Below are 25,790 nucleotides of genomic sequence, written 5' to 3' on the forward strand. Positions count from 1 at the left end.
TCAACCCTTCGCGCGGGCCAACAGCGGTTTTCGTTGTTGGCCCGAAGCGTCGAAATTATCGGGTGACAACCAGGCCTCGAAAGCATCACGGATGCGTGGCCATTCGGTATCTATGATTGAATACCAGGCCGTGTCGCGGTTGCGCCCTTTGTAGTGGGTTGCTTGGCGAAACACGCCTTCGAAGGTGAACCCAAGCCGCTCTGCCGCACTGCGCGACGGACCATTCAGCGCGTCGCATTTCCACTCGTATCGCCGGTAACCCAGTTCATCGAACACGCGCCGCATCATCAGATACATGGCTTCGGTTGATTGCGGCTTGCGCTGAAGCAGGGGTGAAAAGTGGATATGCCCGACCTCAATCGCTCCGGCGGCGGGAGCTATCCTGAGGTAAGAAGCCATGCCCAACGGTACCTCATCACCGTCCAGAACGGTATGGAACATCGGGTCCGCGTCCACGCAGTTGGCGCGCGCCCAGTCTTCGAACTCAGGTTCGCTGTCAAACGGGCCGTAGGGCAGGTAGGTCCAGTTGTGGCCATCCGTGTCCTTGGCAAACGCCCGGAACAGTCCGGGCGCGTGCCTGTTCACATCAAGGGGCACGACAGAACAATACCGGCCCACCATCGGCGTATAGGGTGGTGTCGGGCGTGGAAAGTTACCCGAAACCGGTAAGCCGATGGGCTGGCCAAGGTTGTTTGTATCGTGCTGGGTCATGGTCAGGCGGTTGCTTTGGCCAGAGCCTGATCAAGGTCGGCAATCAGATCGTTCACGTCCTCGATCCCGATGGATACGCGCACCACGCCCGGACCTGCGCCCGCGGCTTCCTGCTGTTCCGGGGTCAACTGACGATGTGTGGTCGAAGCCGAATGAATGATCAGCGAACGCGCGTCGCCCAGATTGGCTACGTGGCTGAAAATCTCCAGCGCATTGACCAGTTTGATACAGGCGTCATAGCCACCTTTCACGGCGAATGTGAACAGGGCGCCGGCACCGCGTGGATACTGAGCTTTGACCCGATCCTGATAGGGCGATGACAGCAATCCAGCATAGGTGACGTAGTCCACCCGGTCATCCGCTTCCAGCCAGGCCGCGATTTTTTGCGCGTTTTCAACATGACGCTCCATCCGCAGCGACAGGGTTTCGATCCCCATCAGCGTGTAGTGGGCCGCCTGCGGGTTCATGGTCATGCCCAGATCGCGCAGACCGATGGCGATGCCGTGGAAGGTAAAGGCCAAAGGTCCGAACGTTTCGTGGAACTTCAGTCCATGATAGGCTGGTTCGGGTTGGCTGAGCGAGGGGAACTTGTCATTTGCCGACCAGTCGAACTTGCCCGAATCCACGATGCAACCGCCAGTGACCGTACCGTTGCCGGTCAGGTACTTGGTGGTCGAATGCACGACCAGGGTCGCTCCGTGTTCGATCGGGCGGCACAGATATGGTGTTGCCGAGGTGTTGTCGACAATCAGCGGAATGCCCGCCGCATCGGCCACATCTGCCAGTGCACGGATGTCCGTCACATAGCCGCCGGGATTAGCGATGGACTCGCAGAAAATCGCACGGGTATTTTCATCGATTGCGCCCTTCACCGCGTCCAGATCATCGGTGTCGACAAACTTGGCAGACCACCCAAAGCGTTTGATTGTCTGGCTGAACTGGGTGACCGTGCCGCCGTACAGACGGGTTGAGGCGACCACGTTGCAACCCGGACCCATCAGCGGGAACAGCGCCATGATCTGCGCCGCGTGCCCGGACGAACAGCAAACGGCGCCAACACCGCCCTCAAGTGTAGCCACGCGCTCCTGAAGAACAGCCACAGTTGGGTTGGTCAGGCGCGAATAGATAAAGCCCACCTCTTGCAGGTTGAACAGGGCCGCTGCGTGGTCTGCATCGCGAAACACATAGGCCGTGGTCTGATAAATGGGTGTCTGGCGCGCTCCGGTCGCCGGGTCGGGGCGGGCGCCCGCGTGAATTTGCAACGTGTCGAAACCGTAGGTGGGACCGTCAGACATCTTGAAAATCTCCTGTTGGAATTTGTCTTGCGAAATCTGTAGGCCATTGCCCGCTTGCGCACAACGATCCTGTCAGCGCAGCCAGAGGCCCCTGCTTTTGATCGTGTTGCGTATGGCCTGTTCACGTCGTGGCAGATGATCGCGGTCAAACAGGGCGCGGACTTTTGCGCCTTTACCCTGCAGAACCATCTTTTTCAGCGGCTCATATTGCTTGAGAACCTTCTTGACCTTGTTTGGAGCGACGATGGTTTCCAAAACGTCTATCACATGATCGCTTTCACGGGCGTACAGCAAGGGAAACAGGCGATAGTGGCAACTGACGGATCCATCCAGCAAACCAGAGGGCAAAACATCACGACCACCGCCGAACGAGTGAATGACAAGGGGCAGGGCGGCCTGATCCAGCCAGGGGTCAAGGCTTTGGCCTGTCAACTCCGGAATGTTTTCGTCGCGGATTGTTCTGGCGTAGTCCAGAAAACGCTCACCAAATTTCCGGGGACATTTGTAGAAGAAATAGCCTGCATTGAAATACAGGTACCGCCGCCAGTGGTCATGGGGTTGATCGGTGTCCAGCGAGCCTTCGAAATCCAACCCGAACCGGGCGTAAAGTGCGCGCCAGATACCGTCAAAACCGGGACCATACAGCGTTGGTTTGGGCCATGTCCCTTCAACTTTCAGTGACGCGCTGGGGCGGTCGAAGTCAAATGGGACGGATGTGATCTCGCCAGTGATCAGCGTGTCGGTGTCAAAGAACACAAAGGGCTCATCTTCCGGCAGGGCCATCAGCGCTTCGATCTTGTTGCCGTAGGGATAGCTTTCACCGAATACATGCGAGTCGAAGGGAAGAATTTCAGCATCCAGTTGTTTCAGGGCTTTCAGAACATCTTCGTCCTGAATGCGGGGATCCTGTTTCCAGCGTGGCCCCGGATTGGGTGTGACGACAAACAGTTTGCCCCCGAATTTCGGTGAAGAATGGCGCAGTGAAGCCGCAAACAACAGGGCCTCGTATTGCAGACGGTTGTTTTGACCGACGACCGCGACGTTGAATTTCTGTGACGTTGCCTGCATCTATGCCCGTTTCCCGACAGGTGTTTGACCATGCACCTTGAAGTTCGGATTACAGCAAGCGGCCCAAGGCGTCAAAAGCGGATAATTTGAAATTTCATCACGCGATCCCATTTCTTTCAGGGGTCGCTTCAGAAAGGGATACACATGCGGATCAATGCGGATTTCACCAAACGGGTCGCAGTACACTTTGACGAAAGTGAATGGGTCGCTTCTCCCGCAGCAGGGGTCGAGCGCAAAATGCTGGACCGGATTGGTGATGAGGTGGCCCGTGCAACAACCATTGTCCGCTTTGCGCCCGGCAGCACCTTTTCCGCCCATACCCATGACGGCGGCGAGGAATATCTGGTGCTGGACGGTGTATTTCAGGACGAGACCGGAGATTTTCCCGTCGGCAGCTATGTTCGCAACCCTCCAACTTCCTCGCACACTCCGTCCGCTGCCGAGGGCGCGACCATTCTGGTCAAGTTGCACCAGTTTGACCCGCAGGACCGGACCGAGGTTCGCCGCTCGATAAATGGCTATTCTGACGTACAGCTGTTCAAAGATGATCATGAGGACGTTTTTGTGCGGACATGGGCTGCTGGGGGCGTGGTCGAACTGGACGCGCGCGACGGCATGGAAGTGTTTGTCATAAGGGGCAGTTTCTCTGAATCGGGGGAAGAATTTTCGAAATGGGACTGGTTGCGCCTGCCTCCCGGAACGCACTCGCGGGCTGTTGCAGGGCCTGATGGGGCCCGAGTCTGGATCAAGTCCTGCCACCTTGGTGAAATGGTCTGAATGCTTTTCGGCCCTGAAATCAGCTAAAATGCCAATAAATCCGGGTTTAACGGCCCGGATTTTCGATTTTTTGACCATTTGGCAAATTTTACCAATTGATAAAAAATTTATTTGTGGCAAGCTGAGGTCATAACAAACATATCTACAGGGAGTAGAGTGATGGCACAGGGCCAGATGGCACCCGGCATCGTCGCGGGGCGGCTTTCAAGCGATGAGCTGACCTCGAATTTCACCGATCTGCATCCGCCATTGGCCCCGCATGAGGCCGCAGTTGCAGCAGACCGTTGTTATTTCTGCTATGACGCACCTTGCGTGACAGCGTGTCCGACAGACATCGATATTCCGCTATTCATCCGGCAGATTCAGGCCGGACAGCCCCAGGCTGCCGGGCGAACGATCTTTCAGCAAAACATTCTGGGCGGAATGTGCGCCCGTGTCTGTCCGACGGAAACACTGTGCGAGGAGGCCTGTGTTCGTGAGGCGGCCGAGGGCAAACCGGTCGAGATCGGACGGCTACAGCGCTTTGCGACAGATGATCTTATGTCCTCGGGCGCGCATCCGTTTGAACGTGCGGCATCGACCGGGAAAACGGTTGCTGTCGTGGGGGCAGGGCCTGCCGGTCTGGCCTGCGCCCATCGTCTTGCCATGCTGGGCCATGACGTGGTGATCCACGAAGGCAAGCCCAAACCGGGCGGTCTGAACGAATATGGGATTGCCGCCTATAAATCGACCAACAATTTTGCGCAGGCCGAGGTCGACTGGCTGCTGAAAATCGGTGGTATCACGATTGAAACCGGGTCGGTTCTGGGTGAAGGCATCTCACTGGATGGTCTGGTCGAAAACTACGACGCGGTGTTCCTGTCCATCGGGCTTGCCGGGATCAATGCCTTGCGCGCGTATGGTGTTGACAAGGACGGCGTGCGGGATGCCGTCGATTTCATCGCGGACGTGCGGCAAGCTGATGATCTTGCAAAGCTTCCTGTCGGTCGGAACGTCGTCGTTATTGGCGGAGGCATGACTGCCGTGGACGCGGCGGTAAAGTCCAAGTTGTTAGGTGCCGAAAACGTCACCATTGCCTATCGCCGGGGCCGCGACGCCATGGGTGCCAGCCGGTACGAGCAGGATCTGGCAGCCTCGCACGGGGTTCAGATTTTGACCAACGTGCAGCCGGTGGCAGTACACGGCAATGGAGCCGCTACCGAGATTGAGCTGGAATATACCTCGAGCCAGAACGGTCAGCTTACCGGAACCGGAGAGACGGTCCGGCTGCGGGCAGATCAGGTTCTCAAAGCCATCGGTCAGACGCTGGAAGGTGCGCCGGAAGGGCTGAAGCTGGACGGCAACAAGATCGCTGTCAGCGGTGCGGGACGCACTTCCGTGGCTGGTGTCTGGGCAGGTGGAGATTGCGCGGCGGGCGGCGAAGACCTCACCGTTACGGCTGTTGCTGAAGGCCGGGATGCTGCGATGGACATCCACGCGACGCTGGTTTCGTGATAGGATGGGGTATTCGCCCCATTCCTTTCGCTGCTGAGGTATTCCCATGTCCCAGATCGAACAAGCCGTAGCGCAACACTACACCACCGGAGCACTGGCCGACCGCGTTCGCGCGGCGCTTGAGGCCAGCGGTATCGATCCGGATGCGGCCACGGTCGCAGACCTGAAAGCGGGGGACGAGTTCCACACGGGCGGCGTTCTGGCGACCAACAACCTGTTTGCGCAGTTGTCGCCGACCCATGCGACCCGTGTTCTGGATGTCGGATGCGGTATCGGCGGAACCTCTCGCTATGTCGTGGATCGCTATGATTCGACAGTAACAGGCGTCGATCTGACACCGGAATTCGTTGAAACCGCCAGGGCTCTCAGCGATATGGTCGGGCATTCCTCGAAAACCAGCTTTCATGTGGGCAGCGCTTTGGAGATGCCGGTGCCGGATGCTGGGTTCGACCTGGCCGTCATGATGCATGTCGGCATGAACATAAAGGACAAGGCCGGACTGTTCGCCGAAGTGTCGCGGGCGCTTGCCAAGGGCGGTACTTTTGCCCTGTTCGATGTGATGGCCGGAGACGTGGACGAGCCGCTGGCTTTCCCTCTGCCGTGGTCCACTGTTGCCGAGACCTCGTTCGTGGATGCGCCGGATGTTTATAAGTCTGCGGCAAGCGCCGCGGGTTTTGAACTGGTGACAGAAACGGATCGCACCGAATTCGCGATACAGTTCTTTGAGGACGTCTTTGCAAAGATTGCCGAATCCGGCCCGGCACCACTGGGCATTCATCTGATGATGGGCGAGACGGCGCCCAAAAAGTTCCAGAACTACGTCAAAAACCTCAAGGCCGGGCGCATACGCCCGACCGAAATGATATTCAAAAAATCCGGCTGAGCCGGGAAGGGAGAAGCCATGGCCGATCTGACGACTAACTTTCTGGGCATTTCCAGCCCCAACCCTTACTGGCTGGCCTCTGCGCCGCCGACGGACAAAGAATACAATGTTCGTCGCGCGTTTGAGGCCGGATGGGGCGGTGTTGTGTGGAAGACGCTGGGGTCCGAGGGACCGCCGGTCGTAAATGTGAACGGCCCGCGGTATGGCGCGATTTACGGTGCCGACCGCCGTTTGCTGGGACTGAACAATATCGAACTGATCACCGACCGCCCGCTTGAGGTGAACCTCGAGGAAATGGCGCGGGTCAAGTCCGACTATCCGGATCGCGCCCTGATCGCTTCGATCATGGTGCCCTGCGAGGAAGAGGCCTGGAAAGCCATACTGCCGCGCGTGGCCGAAACCGGCGCGGACGGAATCGAATTGAACTTCGGTTGCCCGCACGGGATGAGTGAGCGCGGTATGGGGTCCGCCGTGGGGCAGGTGCCGGAATATATCGAGATGGTCACGCGTTGGTGCAAGCAATACTATGACCGTCCGGTCATCGTGAAACTGACACCGAATATCACCGACATCCGGAAACCCGCGGCGGCGGCCAGAAATGGTGGCGCGGACGCGGTGTCGCTGATCAACACGATCAATTCGATCACCAGCGTCAATCTTGACACGTTCAGCCCCGAACCCTCGATTGATGGCAAGGGCAGCCACGGAGGGTATTGTGGCCCTGCCGTGAAACCGATCGCCCTGTCGATGGTGTCCGAAATCGCACGGGCCGAGGCGACGCATGGCATGCCGATCTCGGGCATCGGGGGTGTCACCACATGGCGTGATGCGGCCGAGTTTATTTCGCTGGGATGTGGCACGGTGCAGGTCTGTACCGCTGCGATGACCTATGGGTTCAAGATCATCGATGAATTGACAGCAGGTCTGTCGGAATGGATGGATGAAAAGGGGTATACCAGCATTGATGAGGTGATCGGACGCGCGGTGCCCAATGTCACCGATTGGCAATACCTGAACCTGAACTACATCGCCAAAGCCAAGATCGATCAGGACCAGTGCATCAAATGCGGCCGGTGCTATGCCGCCTGTGAAGATACCAGCCATCAAGCGATTTCAATGTCGGATGACCGTGTGTTCGAGGTAAAGGATGACGAATGCGTCGCCTGTAACCTCTGCGTTGATGTCTGCCCGGTCGAAGGCTGCATTTCGATGGTGCCGATGGCGGCGGGTGAAATCGATCCGCGCACCGGGAAAGAAGTTCAGCCGACCTACGCGAACTGGACCACGCACCCGAACAATCCGATGGCCAAAGCAGCGGAATGATCGAGACAGGGAATATCCCTGAGGGGCCGCTGACGCGGCCCCTGAGTTCATGGTGTCAGGAGCTTTCGGTACAGCGTATCGACAAAGGGTTCTGCACCCTCAAACGGGTTTTCGTCGCCCAGAATAGCCCGCACCTGAACGTCGAAATCGGCATAATGCTGCGTCAGCGCCCAGATCGAAAACATCAGATGATAAGGGTGCAGCCGCGTGATTTTGCCCTGATCCATCCAGTTAGTGAGAATGGTGACCTTTTCGTCAACCAGTTGTTTGAGATCATTGGACAAAGCATCGTGAATGCGGGGCGCACCTTGCACAAGCTCATTGGCAAAAAGGCGGCTTTCCCGTGGTAGCTCCTGACTCATTTGCAGTTTCCGGCGAATATAGGACAGCATTTCCTCCATCGGATCACCGGTCTCATCCAGATCGTGCAAGGGCGCCAGCCAGGTTTCCAGCAAGCCCGAAAGCAATTCGGTGTGGATCGCCTCTTTCGACGCGAAATAGTAGAGGAGATTGGGTTTGCTCAACCCCGCCTCGGCGGCAATCTGATCGACGGTCGCCCCACGAAACCCGTGTGCGGAAAACACATTCAGGGCAGCCTCGAGAATCGCGGCTCGGTTCTTCTTCTGGATACGAGTCGGTGCGCGGTCTTTCGGCATGATTTCAGTGTGTCTCTTTTTTCGTCGGATAGGCACGGATTACACTGAAATTTCAGGCTTTGCCGCGCAATTTCTTGACTGATACCGAACCCGTGATAGCGTGAGTTTGACCAGTTGGTCAAATCAAGACACCAATAGCGAGCAAAATCGCAAGCAAACAGGGAATAAGACAATGGCAGCTCCGGCGCAGAATCTCAGGATCAATGGCGACAGGTTGTGGGACAGCCTGATGGAGATGGCTAAGATCGGTCCCGGTGTTGCGGGGGGGAATAACCGGCAAACTCTGACTGACGAAGATGCCGAAGGCCGCGCCTTGTTCCAGAAGTGGTGTGAAGAGGCTGGATGCACCATGGGTCTGGACCAGATGGGCAACATGTTTGCGCATCGTGAGGGCACCGATCCGGACGCTTTGCCGGTCTATGTGGGATCGCATCTGGATACGCAGCCGACCGGTGGAAAATATGACGGTGTGCTGGGCGTTCTGGGCGGGTTGGAAATTATCCGAACGCTCAACGATCTCGGGATCAAGACAAGACATCCCATCGTGGCGACCAACTGGACCAACGAGGAAGGGACGCGATATGCGCCTGCCATGCTGTCGTCCGGTGTCTTTGCAGGAATGCACACGCAGGACTGGGCGTATGACCGTGAAGACGCCGAGGGTAAGAAATTCGGGGATGAACTGAACCGGATCGGTTGGCGCGGCAAAGAAGAAGTCGGCGCGCGCAAGATGCGCGCTTTCTTTGAGTTGCATATCGAACAGGGCCCGATCCTTGAAGCCGAAGGCAAGGATATCGGCGTCGTTACCCACGGTCAGGGTCTGAGCTGGACACAGATCACGGTGACCGGCAAGGATGCCCATACAGGTTCGACTCCGATGCCGATGCGCAAGAATGCCGGACTTGCCATGGCGCGCATTCTTGAGAAAGTGGACGAAATCGCCTGGTCTCATGCACCGCATGCGGTTGGTGCTGCGGGGCATATTGACGTTTTCCCGAACTCGCGAAATGTGATCCCCGGAAAAGTCGTTTTCACGGTCGATTTCCGCTCGCCCGAGCTGGAGGTGATCACCGACATGGAAAACCGCCTGCGGGTGGCGGCGGAAGATATTGTCGAAGAAATGGGCCTGCAGATCGAATTCGAGAAAGTCGGCGGTTTTGATCCGGTTAAATTCGACGACGATTGCGTGTCTGCCGTGCGCGATGCGGCTGAAAGGTTGGGCTATTCGCATACCAACATCATCTCGGGCGCGGGGCATGATGCCTGCTGGATCAACCGTGTGGCCCCGACCGCCATGGTCATGTGCCCCTGTGTTGATGGGTTGAGCCATAATGAGGCTGAAGAGATCAGCAAGGATTGGGCAGCAGCCGGGGCAGATGTCCTGCTGCATGCCGTGGTCGAGACTGCCGAAATCGTGGAATAGGGGGCGCTGCCCCCGTCGCCCATTGGGCGACTCCCCCGGAATATTTTTGGCCAGATGAAGCAAGCGGCGCAGACCGCATCAGGGAGTTCAAAATGAGTACTGTTATCAAAAACGGAACCGTTGTCACCGCGGATTTGTCTTACAAGGCGGATGTATTGGTCGAAGGCGGCGTCATCACCGGGATCGGGATGGGTCTGAAAGGTGATAAAGAGCTGGATGCGACCGGCTGTTATGTGATGCCCGGTGGGATTGATCCGCATACCCATCTGGAAATGCCGTTCATGGGCACCTATTCCAGCGACGATTTCGAAAGCGGTACGCGGGCGGCCCTGGCGGGGGGCACGACGATGGTTGTTGATTTCGCGCTGCCCAATCCGGGTGAAAGCCTGCTGGATGCCCTGAAGCGCTGGGACAACAAATCGACACGGGCGAATTGCGACTACTCGTTCCACATGGCAGTGACATGGTGGGGTGAACAGGTATTTGACGACCTCAAGACCGTGATCGAGACGCGCGGCATCAACACGTTCAAGCATTTCATGGCCTATAAAGGCGCATTGATGGTGAATGACGATGAGCTTTACGCCTCGTTCAGGCGTTTGGCCGAACTGGGCGGAATCGCAATGGTGCATGCCGAGAATGGTGACGTTGTTGCCGAGCTGAGCGCCAAGCTGCTGGCCGAGGGGAACTCTGGCCCCGAAGCGCATGCCTATTCCAGACCACCGCAGGTGGAGGGTGAGGCCACCAACCGGGCCATCATGATAGCTGATATGGCGGGCGTGCCGCTTTATGTTGTTCATACATCCTGCGAAGAGTCTCATGAGGCCATTCGCCGGGCCCGAATGCAGGGCAAGAGAGTGTGGGGCGAACCGCTGATTCAGCATCTTACCCTGGATGAAAGTGAATATTTCAATCAGGATTGGGATCACGCCGCGCGGCGGGTCATGAGCCCTCCGTTCCGCAATAAGCAGCACCAGGACAGCCTGTGGAATGGCCTGCAATCAGGATCGCTGAGTGTTGTGGCAACCGACCATTGCGCCTTTACGACCGAACAGAAACGCTTTGGAGTTGGGGATTTCACCAAGATCCCTAACGGGACCGGCGGTCTGGAGGATCGGATGCCGATGCTGTGGACACACGGTGTGAATACCGGGCGCCTGACGCCCAACGAATTTGTAGCGGTGACTTCAACAAACATCGCCAAGATACTGAATTGCTATCCGAAAAAGGGCGCGATCCTTGTTGGAGCGGACGCAGATATCGTCGTATGGGATCCTGAGAAAACGAAAACGATCAGAGCCAGTACGCAGCAATCTTCGATCGACTACAACGTGTTTGAGGGCAAAGAGGTCAAAGGCTTGCCGCGCTTTACGCTGACCCGTGGACAGGTTGCGGTACATGATGGTGAAATCCGCACGCAGGAAGGCCATGGCGAGTTCGTTGCGCGCGAGGCAAATACGACCGTCAACAAGGCTTTGAGCGCGTGGAAAGAACTAACCGCCCCTCGGCCAGTTGAGCGGACAGGTATCCCGGCGACGGGGGTTTGATCCGTTGGGCCGCTATTTGGGCGGCCCCGGTACCACTCTTTTCAAGGCAGTAGAATGACCACTGAAAGCACGACCCAGCACGTCATCGAAGCAAGGCAGCTTGACCTCACCTTTCAAACCAATGACGGGCCTGTTCACGCGTTGAAAGACGTGAACCTGACGATCGACAAGGGTGAATTTGTTAGTTTCATTGGCCCCTCGGGCTGTGGGAAAACCACTTTCCTGCGCTGTATCGCGGCCTTGGAGTCACCGACCGGCGGGTCGCTGACTGTCAACGGAATGACAGCGGACGAAGCGCGGCGGAACAGGGCCTATGGGTATGTCTTTCAGGCAGCGGGCCTTTATCCCTGGCGCACCATCGCAAAGAACATCAAGCTGCCGCTTGAGATCATGGGCTATTCCGCGTCCGAGCAGGAAGAAAGGGTGAGAAAAGTCCTGGAACTGGTTGATCTTGAAGGGTTCGGTGGAAAATTCCCATGGCAGTTATCCGGTGGGATGCAGCAGCGCGCCAGCATCGCACGGGCCTTGGCCTTTGATGCTGATATCTTGTTGATGGATGAGCCGTTCGGCGCTTTGGATGAGATTGTGCGCGACCACCTGAACGAGCAGCTTCTGGCGCTTTGGGCAAGAACCGAAAAAACCATCGGTTTCGTGACACATTCGATTCCCGAAGCCGTATATCTGAGCACCAAAATTGTCGTGATGAGCCCGCGGCCGGGGCGGATTACGGATGTGATCGACAGCCCGCTGCCAAAGGAACGACCGTTGGACATTCGTGACACCCCAGAATTCATCGAAGTGGCCCATCGTGTTCGCGACGGGTTGCGGGCGGGGCATTCTTATGACGACTGATCCGGGGGCAGAAACCATCAGACGGGCCGTAGTAGGTGACGTGCCGGCTTGTGCCCGCGTGATTTACAATTGGGCCTCGCAGACGGACTGGATGCCTGATGAAATGCCGGTGGAGGAATTGGCGGCCTTGATCCGCGATGTGTTCGACAGCCGTGAGATCTGGGTCGCGGGTGATCCGGTTGATTGCTACATGTCCGTTGATCCGGCACAGAGTAAAATCGGTGCGTTGTATTGCAGCCGGACGGGGCAGGGAATTGGCAAGTGTTTCGTTGACAAGGCGAAGGAGGGTCGGACCCACCTTTGGCTGACAACACACAAACCCAATCAGGCGGCGCAGAGGTTTTACCGCCGTGAAGGGTTCGATGTAACCGCCGAAGAACTGCCTGCACCGCCAGACACAGTGCCCGTCTTTCGTATGGAGTGGCACGCATGAAGCAGATCATCGCCGTTTTCACCGTCGTCGCCGTGATCGTTCTGTTCTGGTATGCCGCTTGCGTTCCAATGAACATCAAAGGGGTTTTGACCGAACTTGAACGTGGTGGAGCCGAGGTTCAGCCGCCCACCGCAAGCGCGCGCCGGGATCTGGGAGAGTTCGGTCTGGTTCTGGATAATTCGTTCGCGATTCCAGTAACTTGGGAGCAGGGCAAGCCCCGTTTGCCATCACCTCATCAGGTGGCGACTGAACTGTGGGATACAACTGTCCTGAAGAAAATCAACTCGAAAAGATCGCTGATCTTTCATGGGTGGGTGACACTCAGCGCTACGATTCTGGGCTTTGTCATCGGGACCGGGCTGGGAGTCTTGTTGGCCGTTGGGATCGTGCATAGCCGCGTGATGGATTTGTCGGTCATGCCATGGGCTATCGTGAGCCAGACGATCCCGATTATCGCTCTGGCACCGATGATTATCGTGGTCCTGTACTCGGTTGGGGTTCAGGGGATCATTCCCAAAGCGATCATCTCAGCGTATCTGAGCTTTTTTCCGGTTGTTGTAGGCATGGTCAAAGGGTTGCGCAGCCCTGACGCGATGCAACTTGACCTGTTGCGGACCTATAATGCCAGCCAATCCCAGGGGTTTTGGAAACTGCGCTTGCCTGCGTCGATGCCATACCTGTTCACCTCGTTGAAAATCGGTATTGCGGCATCGCTGGTCGGCGCAATCGTGGGCGAGCTGCCGACAGGCGCTGTCGCAGGATTGGGCGCTCGGTTGCTGGCAGGCAGTTACTATGGTCAAACCGTGCAGATATGGTCAGCGCTTTTTGCAGCAGCCATTCTGGCCGCGTGCCTGGTCGGTTTGCTGGGATTGATTGAACGGTCGGTTCTGAGGCGAATGGGGATGGCGCAATGATGTTGGTTGTCTTTGCTTTGCTGCTGTGGGCCTTCGGCTGGTGGTTGAACAGCCGATTGGCCAGTGGCCCGCAAGCCGACAGCCAGATGGTACGCTTCCTGGCACCGGTGATTTTTGGTCTGACCATCGTCGGAGCCTGGGAGCTGGTGGTCCGCGGGCTTGAAGTGCCGCTGGTCATTCTGCCTGCACCCTCCGCCATAGCGGTGCGATTTGCAGGTAGCCTTGACATTCTTTGGGCCGACTTTGTTCAGACGATCCTGAAAGGCGCGCTCAGCGGATATGTCATCGGCTGTGGATCGGCCTTCCTTATAGCGATTGCTGTTGATCGGTGGGATTTCCTGCGTTTGGGGCTATTGCCAGTCGGGAATTTCGTCGCGGCTTTGCCTATTGTGGGGACGGCACCCATTCTGGTCATGTGGTTCGGGTTTGATTGGCATTCCAAAGCGGCGGTGGTCGTTGTGATGGTGTTCTTTCCGATGCTGGTCAACACCGTGGCCGGTCTGCGCGAGGCCACAGCGATGCAGCGTGACTTGATGGAAACCTATGCTGCAAGTTATTGGCAGAGCTTTCTGAAGTTGCGGTTGCCTGCGGCGATGCCTTTCATTTTCAACGGGTTGAAGATTTCGACAACTTTGGCTTTGATTGGCGCCATCGTGGCTGAATTCTTCGGATCGCCAACACTCGGTATGGGATTTCGGATATCCACCAGCGTCGGTCAATTGTCGTTGGACATGGTCTGGGCCGAAATCGTTGTTGCCGCTATCGCAGGTACGGCCTTTTATGGCCTGGTGGCGGGAATCGAAAAAGTGGTGACGTTCTGGCACCCCTCACAACGCGGATAAGACGAAGAAAATCAACAGACCCTGAAAATCGGGGCGCAACAAGCAACTAGGAGAAATGAAGATGAACAAGCTATTCAGCGGGGCGGTTGCCGCCTTTGGTCTGGCAGCCAGTACGGCGCTGGCGGCGGATGAAGTGACACTGCAACTGAAATGGGTCACGCAAGCACAATTCGCGGGCTACTACGTTGCCAAGGACAAGGGCTTTTACGAGGAAGAAGGGCTGGACGTTACCATTCTGCCCGGCGGGCCTGACATTGCTCCGACACAGGTGATTGCGGGCGGCGGTGCTGATGTGACCGTTGAATGGATGCCTGCCGCTCTGGCCGCACGTGAAAAAGGGTTGCCGTTGGTGAACATCGCCCAGCCGTTCAAAAGCTCGGGCATGATGCTGACCTGCTGGAAAGATGCCGGTATTTCGTCGCCCGAGGACCTGAAGAACCGCACGCTGGGCGTCTGGTTCTTTGGCAATGAATTCCCGTTCATGAGCTGGATGAGCCAGTTGGGCATCAGCACTGATGGGAAAGGCGACAACGGTGTGGAAGTTCTGAAACAGGGCTTCAACGTCGACCCGCTGCTGCAACGTCAGGCGGATTGCATCAGCACCATGACCTACAATGAATACTGGCAGGTCATCGATGCCGGTGTCAGCCCGGATGAACTGGTAACCTTCAAATACGAAGACCAGGGTGTCGCGACGCTGGAAGACGGTCTTTACGTTCTGGAAGAAAATCTCAGCGATGCGGCGTTCACCGACAAGATGCAGCGGTTTGTGCGCGCCTCGATGAGAGGTTGGAAATACGCCGAGGAGAACCCCGATGAAGCGGCAGATATCGTGCTGGAGAACGATGCAACGGGTGCGCAGACAGAAGAGCATCAGAAACGCATGATGGGTGAGATCGCCAAGTTGACCGCAGGTTCGAACGGCGCGCTGGACCCGGCGGATTTTGATCGCACCGTTGGTACTCTGCTGGCCGGAGGTTCTGATCCGGTGATCACCAAAACACCCGAAGGGGCCTGGACGCATCAGATCACGGACGCTGCTCTGAACTGACGCCAACGGTTCATCTGAGTGAAAAAAAACGCGGTCCCAATCGGGGCCGCGTTTCGTATTCGGGATGTCGGAATTGTGTCTGTACTTGGCATCGAAAAGAAGTAGTATTTCCCTGTAATCTAGCGCGTTCTGTACGAAGCGTAGATAACTAGGAAGAAAATGCAGGAATTTTCATCAGAATTCAGCGCTGCGATCGCCTTGATCCTCGGGGGAGATTCTGAGCTGTGGGCAATTGTGTTGTTGTCTCTGAAAGTGTCCGTGTTTGCGGTGCTGGTTTCTGCTCTGATCGGAATGCCCGTGGGGGCTGCGTTGGCCGTCGCCCGGTTCCCCGGCCGCAGGATGCTGATCGTCCTGATGAATGCACTGATGGGGTTTCCGCCGGTTGTCGTGGGCCTGCTGATCTATCTGATGCTGTCCCGTTCCGGTCCCCTTGGGGTGCTTGAGCTTTTGTACACTCCGACTGCCATGATCATTGCGCAGGTCGTTTTGGTCACCCCCATTGTCGCGGCTTTGACGCGACAGGTTGTTGAGATGCTGGCTGAGGAATATTCCGAACAGCTGCGCTCCTTGGGTGTGTCACGGCTGGCCTCGGTGCCGGTTTTGTTGTGGGATGCGCGACTGGCACTTGTCACGGCTTTGCTTGCAGGTTTTGGACGCGCCATCGCCGAGGTGGGCGCGGTTATCATCGTTGGCGGAAACATCAATCATGTGACCCGCGTGATGACGACGACCATTGCGCTTGAAACGTCGAAGGGAAATCTGTCTCTGGCATTGGCGCTGGGGGCGATCCTGATCGGAATTGCAGTTGCCGTAAACGCGATGGTCAGCGCGGTCAGTTTGCGGGCCGAACAGGAGGGGTTGCGCCATGCGTGACGTGACCTGTGACATGTCGAACTGTCTGACAGTTGAAAACTTGCAAATTCGCAGCAACGGCAAGGTTTTGCTGGATGTTCCTTCATTGGTTATGGATGGTCTGGGGCCGACGTTGCTTCTTGGCCCCAACGGTGCGGGCAAAAGCCTGTTGCTGCGGTGTTTGCATGGCCTGATCTCGCCGGATCGCGGGCGGGTGGTGCAGGATGGAAACCCTCTGGGCGCCGCGCAGAAAGCGCGCCAAGCCATGGTGTTTCAGAGACCGGTTCTGTTGCGACGGTCTGTTGCTGCAAACCTGGGCTTTGTCCTCAAACGACAGGGCATTGGGCGAACAGCAAGAAAGGCACGTATCACCGAGTTGCTGGCCGAAGGCGGGCTGGATGGTAAGGCCCGGCAATCCGCCCGATCACTGTCGGGCGGCGAGGCCCAGAGGCTGGCCATATTGCGTGCCTTGGCGCTGGAGCCCGAAACACTGTTTCTGGACGAACCGACCAGCGCCCTTGATCCCGGCGCGACACAGATGATCGAACGTATGGTTCTGCGCGCCTCTGCGCGGGGTGTACGGATCGTGATGGTGACACATGATATTGGTCAGGCCCGTCGTTTGGCCTCGGATGTGGTCATGATGCAGGGCGGTCTTGTGGTTGAACACGGTCCCGCAAAACAGGTTTTGGATACCCCGGTAAGCGAAGCATCGCGCCGCTACCTCGCGGGTGGATTGGTTACTTAAAAGATAAAACGGAGAGTATGATGTTCCGCGCAATATTTCGGGCAGCAGTGATAGCCCTTGGTCTGTCGGCAAGTGCGGCCAGGGCAGAGACTCCGTTCATTGTCGTTCAATCTACGACATCCACCCAGAACTCGGGGCTGTTGGACTATATTCTGCCGTGGTTCGAGGCCGATTCGGGCATTGACGTGCGCGTCGTGGCCGTAGGAACAGGTCAGGCAATTCGCAACGCAGTGAACGGTGACGGTGACGTCCTGCTGGTTCACGCCAAATCCGCCGAAGAGAAATTCGTCGCTGATGGATATGGCGTGGAGCGGAGGGACCTGATGTATAACGATTTTGTATTGGTGGGCCCCAAGGCAGATCCTGCCGGAATTCGCGGTGGTGCCGAAATTTTGAACGCTCTTGCTGCGATCGCAAGCGCTGAAGCCCCGTTTGCATCGCGCGGAGATGACAGTGGAACGCATAAGGCCGAGCTGCGGCATTGGTCTGCCGCGGGGCTGGATCCAACCGGCGCATCCGGAAGTTGGTATCGGGAAACCGGGTCGGGTATGGGGGCAACGCTGAATGTGGCCAGCGGCATGAACGCGTATACTCTGACAGATCGGGCGACGTGGCTATCCTTTGGTAACAGAGGCAATCTTGAGATCCTGGTCGAAGGTGATCCGCGTCTGTTCAACCAATATGGTGTGATCCTCGTAAATCCCGAAAAGCATCCCCATGTGCGCGCTGCCTCTGGACAGCGGTTCATCGATTGGTTGACCGGGCCGGACGGGCAGGAGGCGATCGCCTCTTTCCGACTGGACGGTCAGCAGGTGTTTTTCCCCAATGCGCAATAAGTTGGCCTGCGGCCAGCCCCTGCGGGGCGAGTATTTTTGAAAAGATGAAGGCGCGGGTGGAAGCTCACCCGCTGGCCCCATTGTGGTGGATCGTGCCAAGACCAGACAGGTCATAGCCGCCGAATTCGCTTGCCCGCTGGGCGAATTGACCCGAGCGCAACAGGGTTAGCAGTTTCTGTATTGGCGGATCGAAGAAGGCCCGGCGCCAGATCGCGAGGTCCAGCCGCTCGGAATGAGTAGGGACAAAACCCAAGTTGTAGAGCCCGGCTAGGGCGCCAAGCCCAAAACCGGCCTCGGCCTTCCGGTCATGCAGGGCGATGGCCAGCTCTTCTTCTGTGCGTGCGCAGCCTGGTCGAATGTCCAGATCATCCCGGCTCAGACCGTGGGCATCAAGTTGGGAGTCAAACAGGCGCTGGCTTGCCGCACTGTCCTGACGTAGCATGACGGTGCGAGACTTGAGGTCGTCAAAAGAATTGATGTCGGATATGCCCGGGGCAAGAAGCAATCCACGCTCACGTCGGGCGATTTCAAACAGGATCACCGGGGCTTCGCCCAAAGTGTCAAGCAGGGATTCTTTGTTGAATCCGCCATTTTCGTGGATGTGCAGCACAGCGGCCTGCGCGCTGCGTTTGCTGAGCCTGATCAGCCCGTCAAAAGAACCGTCGTAATAGGTGGCCAGCCCCGATCCACTTTCACGTAACGCCCAGTCCAGCAAGGGATCGTGGCTGCCCGCTATGATCGGGGGCAGGGGCGGTTCGGCGACCTGAGGACCGGATCGCGACGCGTTGAGCCAGGCAATGATCTCGGCCCGCGGAAACAACAGCTTACCCATGGCGCGCACGCACGGTATTTCGCCTGACGAGGCAAGGTCATAGGCCTTCCGCTCGCCAATGCGCAGCAGATCGGCCAGTTCACGGGTGGTCAGATATTGCGGCATTCAGTCGAGGCGCACGGCGGTGCCGGATGTTGTGTCAGCGGTACTGAATCCGATTTGTTCCAGCACAAACGGGGCTGCGCCTGCAATAACGACCATCGCGGCGACGGCGGCGAGAAAGGCTTTCATGGGCTCCTCCGGTTCAGTTCCGGTCAGTTGTTGCGCGACGCAGAAAAGCGATAAGATCCTGGCGATCCTGTGCTTTGGCAATCCGCTGCATCGGCATTTTCGACCCCGGAATGTAGTGGTCTGGCCCTTCGTCGAAAAGGGCATTTATCGTTTCGTCATTCCAAATGATATCAGAGCCTTGCAATGTATCCGAGTACAAATATCCGCGAACTGTGCCGGCCGGACGTCCAAATACACCGTGCAGGGTGGGGCCTGCACGTCGTGCATTATCGGAGGACAGGCTGTGACAGATCGAACATTTGCGCGCAAACTGGCGTTCTCCGTTGTCCATCTCATCAGGATTTTTCAGGAAACTCGGTTCTGCCGAGGCCATCTGGTGTTGGCCGGACAACGCGTCCACAGGCCAGCTGTACATCGCCTCGTCAAGTCCGCCCGCATGGATGCTTTTACCGTCTGCGGAAAATGCCAAAGCCCAGACCGGACCGCGCAACGTGGCGCGAAAATCCTGTGCAATGCGCCAATCGACGGTGTCGATGACCATAATATACCCTTCGCCATCGCCTACGGCCAAGAGTCTCCGATCCGGGCTGAGTGCAAGGGCAAGGATCGGGCGGCGGTCCAGTGTGAAGTCGCGCTCTTCCCCGGTGGCAAGGTCAAGGATACGCGTAACACCGTCAACCGCACCATAGGCGATCCAGTTATCCTGTGCATTCAGGGCCAGTTCATTGATGCCGAACCCGTGCTCGACCAGACGCCTTGTTTCCTGCCTGCTGGATACATCCCATAGCCGCAAAGCGCCGTCGACGCCCGCCGAATAAAGCTGCGTGCCGTCAGGTGAGAATGCGACCGCGTTTACGCCACTGCCAGTCGGTCCAAGCCGCGCGGGTTCTGTGCCATCGACAGGCCACAGGCCGATTGTTCCATCCCAGCTGGCCGTGGCAATAAGGGTTTCTGACGTGGCAAGGCCGACAATCTTGCCCTTGTGTCGGCCAATGACTTCACCGCTGGGCCATTTGCGCAGGGTGAAATCGTCCCCAGCAGAATAGAAAGCGGAGCCGTTGAACGCGACTGCGTTCACCGCCGCTTCGTGCCCTTCGAACCAATCTGGCTTTTGCCCGGTCCAAAGACCCACAGAGTTGTCGAAACTGGCTGTTGCGATGCGACCGTCTGGCGCGGTGGCAATGCCCATAATGGGGCCGCCATGCCCTTTCAGTGTAAAGAACTCTGCCACGGCAGGCAGGGGCACCAGCGCCAGCGCCAGAACCAGCCCACGCATCTATTCAGCGGGTGAGGCGGCTGCTTTGCCAGCCTCTTTTTCCTGCACCTCTTCCAGCCAGAGCGAGTGATGCTCGCGCGCCCATTGTTCCTCGACCTCGCCGGTTCCCATGGCGTCAAATGCGCCCTCCATACCGACCGAGCCGAGATAGATATGCGCAACGATGATCGCGATGAACACATAGGCAATCATGACATGCCAGACTTGGGCGAATTGCATCTCTTCCTGCGGTGACATCTGCACCGGCAAGGTCAGACCCAGCGCCTGAGGAACGCCCGTGGCGTTTGCGACCGAGAAGGTCTTGGCGAACAGGGGCAACTCGAACGGAAACAGCAGTGATAAGCCGGACAGACTGATTGACACGCCCAGCAGGATGCAGGCCCAGAAGATGATCTTCTGCCCCGCATTGAATTTCCGGGCGGGCGGGTGGTTGCCCTTGGTGAACAGGCCCCCGCCAGCGGCCAGCCATTTCAGGTCAGTGCGGTTGGGGATGTTATGAGCAATCCAGTTCACCGTGACGATGATCAGACCCAGCATAAAGGCCCAGGCCAGATTGTTATGCAGCCACTTGCAGCCTTGTGCGATGGTGGCGAAACCTTCCTTGCCGAAGACCGGGATCAGGAAGTCGCGGCCATAGAGCGTGAGCAAACCAGTAATGCCGAGGATCAGGAACGATCCTGCAAACAGCCAATGGCCAAAACGTTCAATCCCGTTGAAACGGGTGACTGTGCGGCCCGTTTTCTCTCCATCGATGTGGATTTTCCCACGGATCAGGAAGAACAGCAAAATGATGCCCAACATCCCGGCGATGATGTAAGTGCCATATTCGCGCAGCGGTCCGGTGCGGAAATTCAGCCACCACATGCCACCATCCTGTATCAACACGCTAGCAGCGGGGCCGTTTGACGACACGGTCACATCGGCCGAACCATAGCGCAACGCACGGTACACATCGCTGTTCGATGCAACACCACGGGTGCCAAGCTGCCCCATCAGACCCTCGACATTGCTCTGGCCGGTATTGTCGGAGCGATAAGCGTTATCCACCTTCTCACCACGTTGCCGGGCGAGGATGTCTTCGAGGGTCGTCGCTCCGCCGGTTCCCGCCCTTTCAGGTATGGCGGTGCTGTCATCGGTCGTTTGGGCGGCACCCGAAAAGGTAAGCCCAAGGGTGAACAGAAAAGCGATGAGAAAGCGGAGCATCTGAACCTCGGTCAAATTCCAAGATCGGACAACCCGCGCTGAGCGGGTTGTCCATTGCTTTGTGCAGACAGCGGCTTAGCCGTCTTTCTGGTCGTAGGCAGTACCCCAGCCCCAGGCGCCCGAGCCGAAACCGCGCGCCACGACGCGTTCACGGTAAACAGCCGACACCACGTCGCCGTCACCGGCAAGCAGGGCCTTGGTGGAGCACATTTCGGCGCAGATGGGCAGTTTGCCCTCGGCGATCCGGTTGCGACCATATTTGGCGAACTCTGCGGTCGAGTGGTTTTCTTCGGGACCACCAGCGCAGAACGTGCATTTGTCCATCTTGCCGCGTGAACCGAAATTGCCCGCCTGCGGGTATTGCGGCGCGCCAAACGGGCACGCGTAAAAGCAATAACCGCAACCGATGCACAGGTCCTTGGAGTGCAGGACAACACCTTCTTCGTTCTGATAGAAGCAGTCGACCGGGCACACCGCCATGCAGGGTGCGTCCGAACAATGCATACAGGCCACCGAGATCGAGCGTTCGCCCGGGTTGCCGTCATTGATCGTCACCACCCTGCGGCGGTTGATACCCCAAGGTACCTCATGCTCGTTCTTGCACGCGGTTACGCAGGCGTTGCATTCGATGCAGCGTTCAGCGTCGCAGAGAAACTTTGCTCTAGCCATTAATCGTCCTCCTTACGCTGCCGAGATCTTGCAGAGAGTACACTTGGTCTCCTGCATCTGGGTCACTGAATCATAGCCATAGGTCTGGGCGGTGTTGGAACTTTCGCCCAGAACATAGGGGTCAGCACCGGCGGGGTATTTGTGCCGCAGATCCTCGCCCTGGAAATGGCCGCCAAAGTGGAAAGGCATGAAGGCGACACCGGCACCAACCCGATTGGTCAGCATCGCCATCACCTTGACCTTGCCGCCTTCCGGACCTTCGACCCAGACCTGTTGTCCGTCCCGAATGCCAAGGTTGTTGGCATCGCGCGGGTTGATCTCGACGAACATATCCTGCTGAAGTTCAGCAAGCCATGGGTTAGACCGGCTTTCGTCACCACCGCCTTCATATTCGACCAGACGACCAGACGTCAGGATTATCGGGTAATCCTTTGAAAAATCGTTCTTTTGGATCGAAGCATAGAGGGTGGGCAGGCGATAGGAGTGCCGATCCTCGTAGGTCGGATAGTCCGCCACCAGATCACGCCGGTTCGTATAAAGCGGCTCGCGATGCAGTGGGATCGGATCCGGGAAGGTCCAGACGACCGCGCGGGCCTTGGCGTTCCCGAAGGGCGCGCAGCCATGCTTGATCGCCACCCGCTGGATACCACCTGAAAGGTCGGTTTTCCAATTGGTCTCGGGGCCTGCAACGGCATCGATTGCAGCGCGTTCTTCAGCCGTCAGGTCACCGTCCCAGCCAAGATCCATCAGCATCTGCATCGTGAATTCAGGGTATCCGTCCTGAATTTCTGATCCAACGCTATAGACCCCTTCGGCCAGCAGGTTGTCGCCATCGCGTTCCACACCGAACCGGGCGCGGAAGGTCAGGCCACCTTCGGCCACCGGTTTGGACATGTCATAGAGGTTCGGTGTCCCCGTATGACCCATCTCAGCGGTTCCCCAGCAGGGCCACGGCAGACCATAGTATTCGCCGTCGTTTGGTCCACCAATGGCCTGCAGCGTGGTTCTGTCGAACGTGTGCTGATTGGCCATATGGCTTTTCAGACGTTCCGGCGACTGCCCGGTATAGCCGATGGTCCAGAGGCCCGAGTTGAACTCACGCGTTATGCTTTCAACATTCGGGGTCTCGGGGTCTTCCATCTCGATATTGCGGAACAGGCGATCCGCCCAACCGAACTTGTTGGCGAACTTGGCCATGATGACCTCGTCCGGCAGGCTTTCGAACAGCGGTTCGACGACCTTGTCACGCCACTGTAGCGAGCGGTTTGACGCGGTGACCGAGCCACGGGTTTCGAACTGCGTACAGGCGGGCAAAAGGTAGACGCCATCGGTGCGGTCATGCAGAACGGCCGAGACAGTGGGATACGGGTCGATCACGACCAGCATGTCCAGCTTTTCCATTGCCGTTTTCATTTCCGGACCCCGCGTTTGCGAGTTCGGCGCGTGACCCCACAGAACCATGGCACGGACATTGTTGTCCTGATCCATGTTCGCAGGATCTTCCAGAACACCGTCGATCCAGCGGGATACCGGGATACCGCTTTCATTCATCAGCGGTTTGTCCTTGCCGTCTTTGCCCTTGATCGTGGCGAACTGGCCCTTCAGCCAATCCAGGTCTTCACCCCAGACGCGGCTCCAGTGGCCCCATGCGCCCGCGGACAGGCCGTAATAGCCGGGCAGGGTATGGGACAATACACCAAGGTCTGTCGCGCCCTGCACGTTGTCGTGGCCGCGGAAGATATTGGTGCCACCACCCGAGGTACCCATATTGCCCAATGCAAGCTGAAGCACGCAATAGGCGCGGGTGTTGTTGTTGCCGTTGGTGTGCTGTGTGCCGCCCATGCACCAGATGACTGTGCCGGGGCGGTTGTTCGCCATAGTTCGGGCAACGCGTTTCAGTTGCGAGCCAGGCACGCCGGTGACGCGTTCTGTTTCTTCAGGCGTCCATTTGGCCACCTCATCCTGAATCTGGTCCATGCCCCAGACCCGGGTGCGGATGAATTCTTTATCCTCCCATCCGTTGTCGAAGATGTGCCACAGGATGCCCCAGATCAGCGCAACGTCTGTGCCCGGGCGGAAACGGACATATTCATCCGCATGGGCCGCGGTGCGCGTAAATCGCGGGTCGCAGACGATCAGCGGTGCGTTATTCTGCTCTTTCGCGCGCAGAACGTGCAGCAGAGAGACAGGGTGCGCCTCAGCCGGGTTGCCGCCGATGATGAAGATGGCGCGCGAGTTGTGGATGTCGTTATACGAATTGGTCATGGCGCCGTAGCCCCATGTATTCGCAACACCCGCAACCGTGGTCGAGTGGCAGATACGGGCCTGATGGTCCACGTTGTTCGTGCCCCAGTAGGCGGCGAATTTGCGGAACAGATAGGCCTGTTCGTTATTGTGCTTTGCAGAGCCCAGCCAATACACGCTGTCGGGCCCGGATTCTTCGCGGATCGACATCATGCCATCGCCGATCTCGTTGATCGCCTCTTCCCAGCTAATGCGCTTCCACTCGCCGCCTTCCTTTTTCATCGGATATTTCAGTCGGCGTTCACCATGGGCGTGCTCGCGAACCGAGGCCCCCTTGGCACAGTGTGCACCCAGGTTGAACGGGCTATCCCAGCCGGGTTCCTGCCCGACCCAGACACCGTTCTGCACTTCGGCAACGACAGTACAGCCGACCGAACAGTGGGTGCATACGGATTTGATGTTTTCAACGGCCTGTTTGGCCGCCGTCTGGGCACTGGCTGGCGTCACGGTTCCACCTGTGGCGCTGATCGCGGCAAGGCCGCCGATCGTCAGGCCCGAGCCACGCAGGAATGCGCGGCGATCGACGGTTTTCTCGCCGACCTGGGACAGGATACTTGTCCGCTGGGGGCGTCTCGCAACCCCGTTGGTCTTTTTCCTAAGCATGTCTTTCCTCCCTTGCGCGCCGTGTAAGCCACGGCTGGCTTGGTACTGCTGAAACCGACGTCAGGGCCAATCGCAACCGTCTGTCGGGTGTGAGAGCGTCCGATCCTAGAACCGGGTGCTCTCGATGTAGGCGCGTGTATGCGCAGTATCCTGAATGCGGGTTTCGTCGGCCGGCAGCGCGGCGGCTTCGGCCTTCCCGGTCAGGCTGGCGGCGGCAACGGCAGCGGGTGCTGCGGTTCCGGCCAGTTTGAGGAAGTCACGGCGGGTGGCGCCTTCTTCCTTGGTCTTGCTCATGGGAACCTCCTTTCCCAATTGCGGTTTGGCGCCCATAGGACACCGGCGATGTGCGGGTTACCCCGCCGTCATCCGGAACGCTTCGCGCTCGATCTCCATGAACACCCGACCGGCAGTGCCGACGGATGCATAAAGAACCGAGTTCTCGGCTGCTTCCAAATCCGAATAGAAATGCGTGGCCCAGGGGCCGATATGCTTGCTCCAGAATGCCTTTTGGTCATCCAGGGATGCCGGGCTGCCAAAACGCCCGACGACCATTCCGGCCATCATCTCCATCAATGAGGCGATGTTATCTTCGGGCTCGAACACGTTTTGGGCACGTGTGATCCCGCGAACCGCCATGTCATTGCGCAGCTGAGCCAAGGGTTTCTCGTTCAGGAAGCCCGTCAGGTAGAAACTGGCGTAAGGCAGCAACTCACCCCGGCCCAATCCGATGAATAACGCATTGAATTCCCGTTCGGCAGCGGCTGGCTTGGTGACCTTGGCAACCCGCGCCATGGATTGAATGGCCTTGCCGAGATCCGTGTCATCTCCGACCAGACCAGCCATTTGGTTCAGCAACATCTGGTCCGGAGGACCTGCCAGTAACAGACCCAGAAAGTTATAGAAATCCGCGCGCAGGCGATCCTCGGCTGAAACATCCAGAGTGTGCGCGTCACTTGCGGTCATTCGG

General features: G+C 57.8%; 26 protein-coding genes. 14 read left to right on the top strand and 12 right to left on the bottom strand.

Annotated features, from left to right (window positions below; all coding sequences use genetic code 11):
• The 3 genes from AC2FNC_RS09885 to AC2FNC_RS09895 all read right to left on the bottom strand — a co-directional run bounded on the left by AC2FNC_RS09885 (position 1) and on the right by AC2FNC_RS09895 (position 3,074).
• Positions 1–711, bottom strand: a complete 711-nt coding sequence (locus AC2FNC_RS09885) for a GNAT family N-acetyltransferase (protein WP_480516680.1) — start codon at positions 709–711, stop codon at positions 1–3.
• Between the two features lie 2 nt (positions 712–713).
• Positions 714–2,006, bottom strand: coding sequence for an O-acetylhomoserine aminocarboxypropyltransferase/cysteine synthase family protein (locus AC2FNC_RS09890; protein ID WP_480553261.1), 1,293 nt, complete (start codon positions 2,004–2,006; stop codon positions 714–716).
• Between the two features lie 72 nt (positions 2,007–2,078).
• Complete coding sequence (locus AC2FNC_RS09895) at positions 2,079–3,074, bottom strand: GT-B fold glycosyltransferase domain-containing protein (protein WP_496715191.1); 996 nt, start codon at positions 3,072–3,074, stop codon at positions 2,079–2,081.
• Positions 3,075–3,218: 144 nt separating this feature from the next.
• Here AC2FNC_RS09895 and AC2FNC_RS09900 point away from each other — a divergent pair, with 144 nt between their 5' ends.
• The 4 genes from AC2FNC_RS09900 to preA all read left to right on the top strand — a co-directional run bounded on the left by AC2FNC_RS09900 (position 3,219) and on the right by preA (position 7,551).
• Complete coding sequence (locus AC2FNC_RS09900; RefSeq protein ID WP_480553264.1) at positions 3,219–3,851, top strand: cupin domain-containing protein; 633 nt, start codon at positions 3,219–3,221, stop codon at positions 3,849–3,851.
• Positions 3,852–4,010: 159 nt separating this feature from the next.
• The gene (locus tag AC2FNC_RS09905) at positions 4,011–5,345 is read left to right on the top strand and encodes an NAD(P)-dependent oxidoreductase (protein WP_496715192.1); all 1,335 of its coding nucleotides are present in this window, start codon (positions 4,011–4,013) and stop codon (positions 5,343–5,345) included.
• 46 nt (positions 5,346–5,391) lie between these two features.
• Entirely contained in the window at positions 5,392–6,228 is an 837-nt protein-coding gene (locus tag AC2FNC_RS09910; RefSeq protein WP_480553266.1) for a class I SAM-dependent methyltransferase, read from the top strand.
• A gap of 18 nt (positions 6,229–6,246) precedes the next feature.
• Complete coding sequence (preA, locus tag AC2FNC_RS09915; RefSeq protein ID WP_480622441.1) at positions 6,247–7,551, top strand: NAD-dependent dihydropyrimidine dehydrogenase subunit PreA; 1,305 nt, start codon at positions 6,247–6,249, stop codon at positions 7,549–7,551.
• A gap of 47 nt (positions 7,552–7,598) precedes the next feature.
• Here the strand turns inward: preA and AC2FNC_RS09920 are convergent, their stop codons facing one another.
• The gene (locus AC2FNC_RS09920; protein ID WP_480516692.1) at positions 7,599–8,207 is read right to left on the bottom strand and encodes a TetR family transcriptional regulator C-terminal domain-containing protein; all 609 of its coding nucleotides are present in this window, start codon (positions 8,205–8,207) and stop codon (positions 7,599–7,601) included.
• Between the two features lie 172 nt (positions 8,208–8,379).
• On the opposite strand from AC2FNC_RS09920, the gene AC2FNC_RS09925 reads away from it, so the two are divergent.
• The 10 genes from AC2FNC_RS09925 (at position 8,380) to AC2FNC_RS09970 (ending at position 17,705) form a co-directional block, all read left to right on the top strand.
• Positions 8,380–9,630, top strand: a complete 1,251-nt coding sequence (locus AC2FNC_RS09925; RefSeq protein WP_480604244.1) for a Zn-dependent hydrolase — start codon at positions 8,380–8,382, stop codon at positions 9,628–9,630.
• Between the two features lie 92 nt (positions 9,631–9,722).
• The gene (hydA, locus tag AC2FNC_RS09930) at positions 9,723–11,177 is read left to right on the top strand and encodes a dihydropyrimidinase (protein ID WP_480604246.1); all 1,455 of its coding nucleotides are present in this window, start codon (positions 9,723–9,725) and stop codon (positions 11,175–11,177) included.
• Between the two features lie 54 nt (positions 11,178–11,231).
• Entirely contained in the window at positions 11,232–12,029 is a 798-nt protein-coding gene (locus tag AC2FNC_RS09935) for an ABC transporter ATP-binding protein (protein WP_480553271.1), read from the top strand.
• On the top strand, positions 12,019–12,462 hold the full coding sequence (locus AC2FNC_RS09940) for a GNAT family N-acetyltransferase (protein ID WP_496715195.1): 444 nt from the start codon (positions 12,019–12,021) through the stop codon (positions 12,460–12,462). The genes AC2FNC_RS09935 and AC2FNC_RS09940 overlap by 11 nt, the downstream gene beginning before the upstream one ends.
• Complete coding sequence (locus tag AC2FNC_RS09945; RefSeq protein ID WP_480516702.1) at positions 12,459–13,376, top strand: ABC transporter permease; 918 nt, start codon at positions 12,459–12,461, stop codon at positions 13,374–13,376. The genes AC2FNC_RS09940 and AC2FNC_RS09945 overlap by 4 nt, the downstream gene beginning before the upstream one ends.
• Complete coding sequence (locus AC2FNC_RS09950; RefSeq protein ID WP_480516704.1) at positions 13,373–14,218, top strand: ABC transporter permease; 846 nt, start codon at positions 13,373–13,375, stop codon at positions 14,216–14,218. The genes AC2FNC_RS09945 and AC2FNC_RS09950 overlap by 4 nt, the downstream gene beginning before the upstream one ends.
• A gap of 61 nt (positions 14,219–14,279) precedes the next feature.
• Complete coding sequence (locus AC2FNC_RS09955) at positions 14,280–15,269, top strand: ABC transporter substrate-binding protein (protein WP_496715198.1); 990 nt, start codon at positions 14,280–14,282, stop codon at positions 15,267–15,269.
• A gap of 159 nt (positions 15,270–15,428) precedes the next feature.
• Positions 15,429–16,142 (top strand): ABC transporter permease, encoded by a 714-nt coding sequence (locus AC2FNC_RS09960; RefSeq protein ID WP_496715200.1) that lies wholly within the window; start codon positions 15,429–15,431, stop codon positions 16,140–16,142.
• Positions 16,135–16,869 carry an ATP-binding cassette domain-containing protein gene (locus tag AC2FNC_RS09965; RefSeq protein ID WP_496715202.1) on the top strand — a complete coding sequence of 245 codons (735 nt, stop codon included), beginning with the start codon at positions 16,135–16,137 and terminating at the stop codon, positions 16,867–16,869. The genes AC2FNC_RS09960 and AC2FNC_RS09965 overlap by 8 nt, the downstream gene beginning before the upstream one ends.
• A 20-nt stretch (positions 16,870–16,889) precedes the next feature.
• Positions 16,890–17,705 (top strand): ABC transporter substrate-binding protein, encoded by an 816-nt coding sequence (locus AC2FNC_RS09970; protein WP_480476660.1) that lies wholly within the window; start codon positions 16,890–16,892, stop codon positions 17,703–17,705.
• A gap of 64 nt (positions 17,706–17,769) precedes the next feature.
• Here AC2FNC_RS09970 and AC2FNC_RS09975 read toward each other — a convergent pair whose 3' ends face one another.
• From AC2FNC_RS09975 to AC2FNC_RS10010, 8 genes are all read right to left on the bottom strand, one after another.
• Positions 17,770–18,642, bottom strand: coding sequence for a substrate-binding domain-containing protein (locus AC2FNC_RS09975; protein WP_480493374.1), 873 nt, complete (start codon positions 18,640–18,642; stop codon positions 17,770–17,772).
• Positions 18,643–18,768: a hypothetical protein gene (locus tag AC2FNC_RS09980; protein WP_480476664.1), complete on the bottom strand. Its 126-nt coding sequence runs from the start codon at positions 18,766–18,768 to the stop codon at positions 18,643–18,645. It abuts the gene before it with no gap.
• A gap of 13 nt (positions 18,769–18,781) precedes the next feature.
• Positions 18,782–20,044 (bottom strand): c-type cytochrome, encoded by a 1,263-nt coding sequence (locus AC2FNC_RS09985; protein ID WP_480516708.1) that lies wholly within the window; start codon positions 20,042–20,044, stop codon positions 18,782–18,784.
• Entirely contained in the window at positions 20,045–21,247 is a 1,203-nt protein-coding gene (locus AC2FNC_RS09990) for a formate dehydrogenase subunit gamma (RefSeq protein WP_480516710.1), read from the bottom strand.
• A 75-nt stretch (positions 21,248–21,322) separates the two neighbouring features.
• Complete coding sequence (fdh3B, locus tag AC2FNC_RS09995) at positions 21,323–21,916, bottom strand: formate dehydrogenase FDH3 subunit beta (protein WP_209504177.1); 594 nt, start codon at positions 21,914–21,916, stop codon at positions 21,323–21,325.
• A gap of 12 nt (positions 21,917–21,928) precedes the next feature.
• Positions 21,929–24,823, bottom strand: a complete 2,895-nt coding sequence (locus AC2FNC_RS10000; RefSeq protein ID WP_496715206.1) for a formate dehydrogenase subunit alpha — start codon at positions 24,821–24,823, stop codon at positions 21,929–21,931.
• A gap of 105 nt (positions 24,824–24,928) precedes the next feature.
• A complete protein-coding gene (locus AC2FNC_RS10005; protein WP_480516714.1) occupies positions 24,929–25,117 on the bottom strand; it encodes a ubiquinol-cytochrome c reductase iron-sulfur subunit N-terminal domain-containing protein in 189 nt (62 codons plus the stop codon).
• Positions 25,118–25,174: 57 nt separating this feature from the next.
• Positions 25,175–25,786, bottom strand: coding sequence for a TorD/DmsD family molecular chaperone (locus AC2FNC_RS10010; RefSeq protein ID WP_496715208.1), 612 nt, complete (start codon positions 25,784–25,786; stop codon positions 25,175–25,177).
• Positions 25,787–25,790: the final 4 nt, after the last annotated feature.

This window comes from Ruegeria sp. BHSA123 (assembly GCF_059613425.1).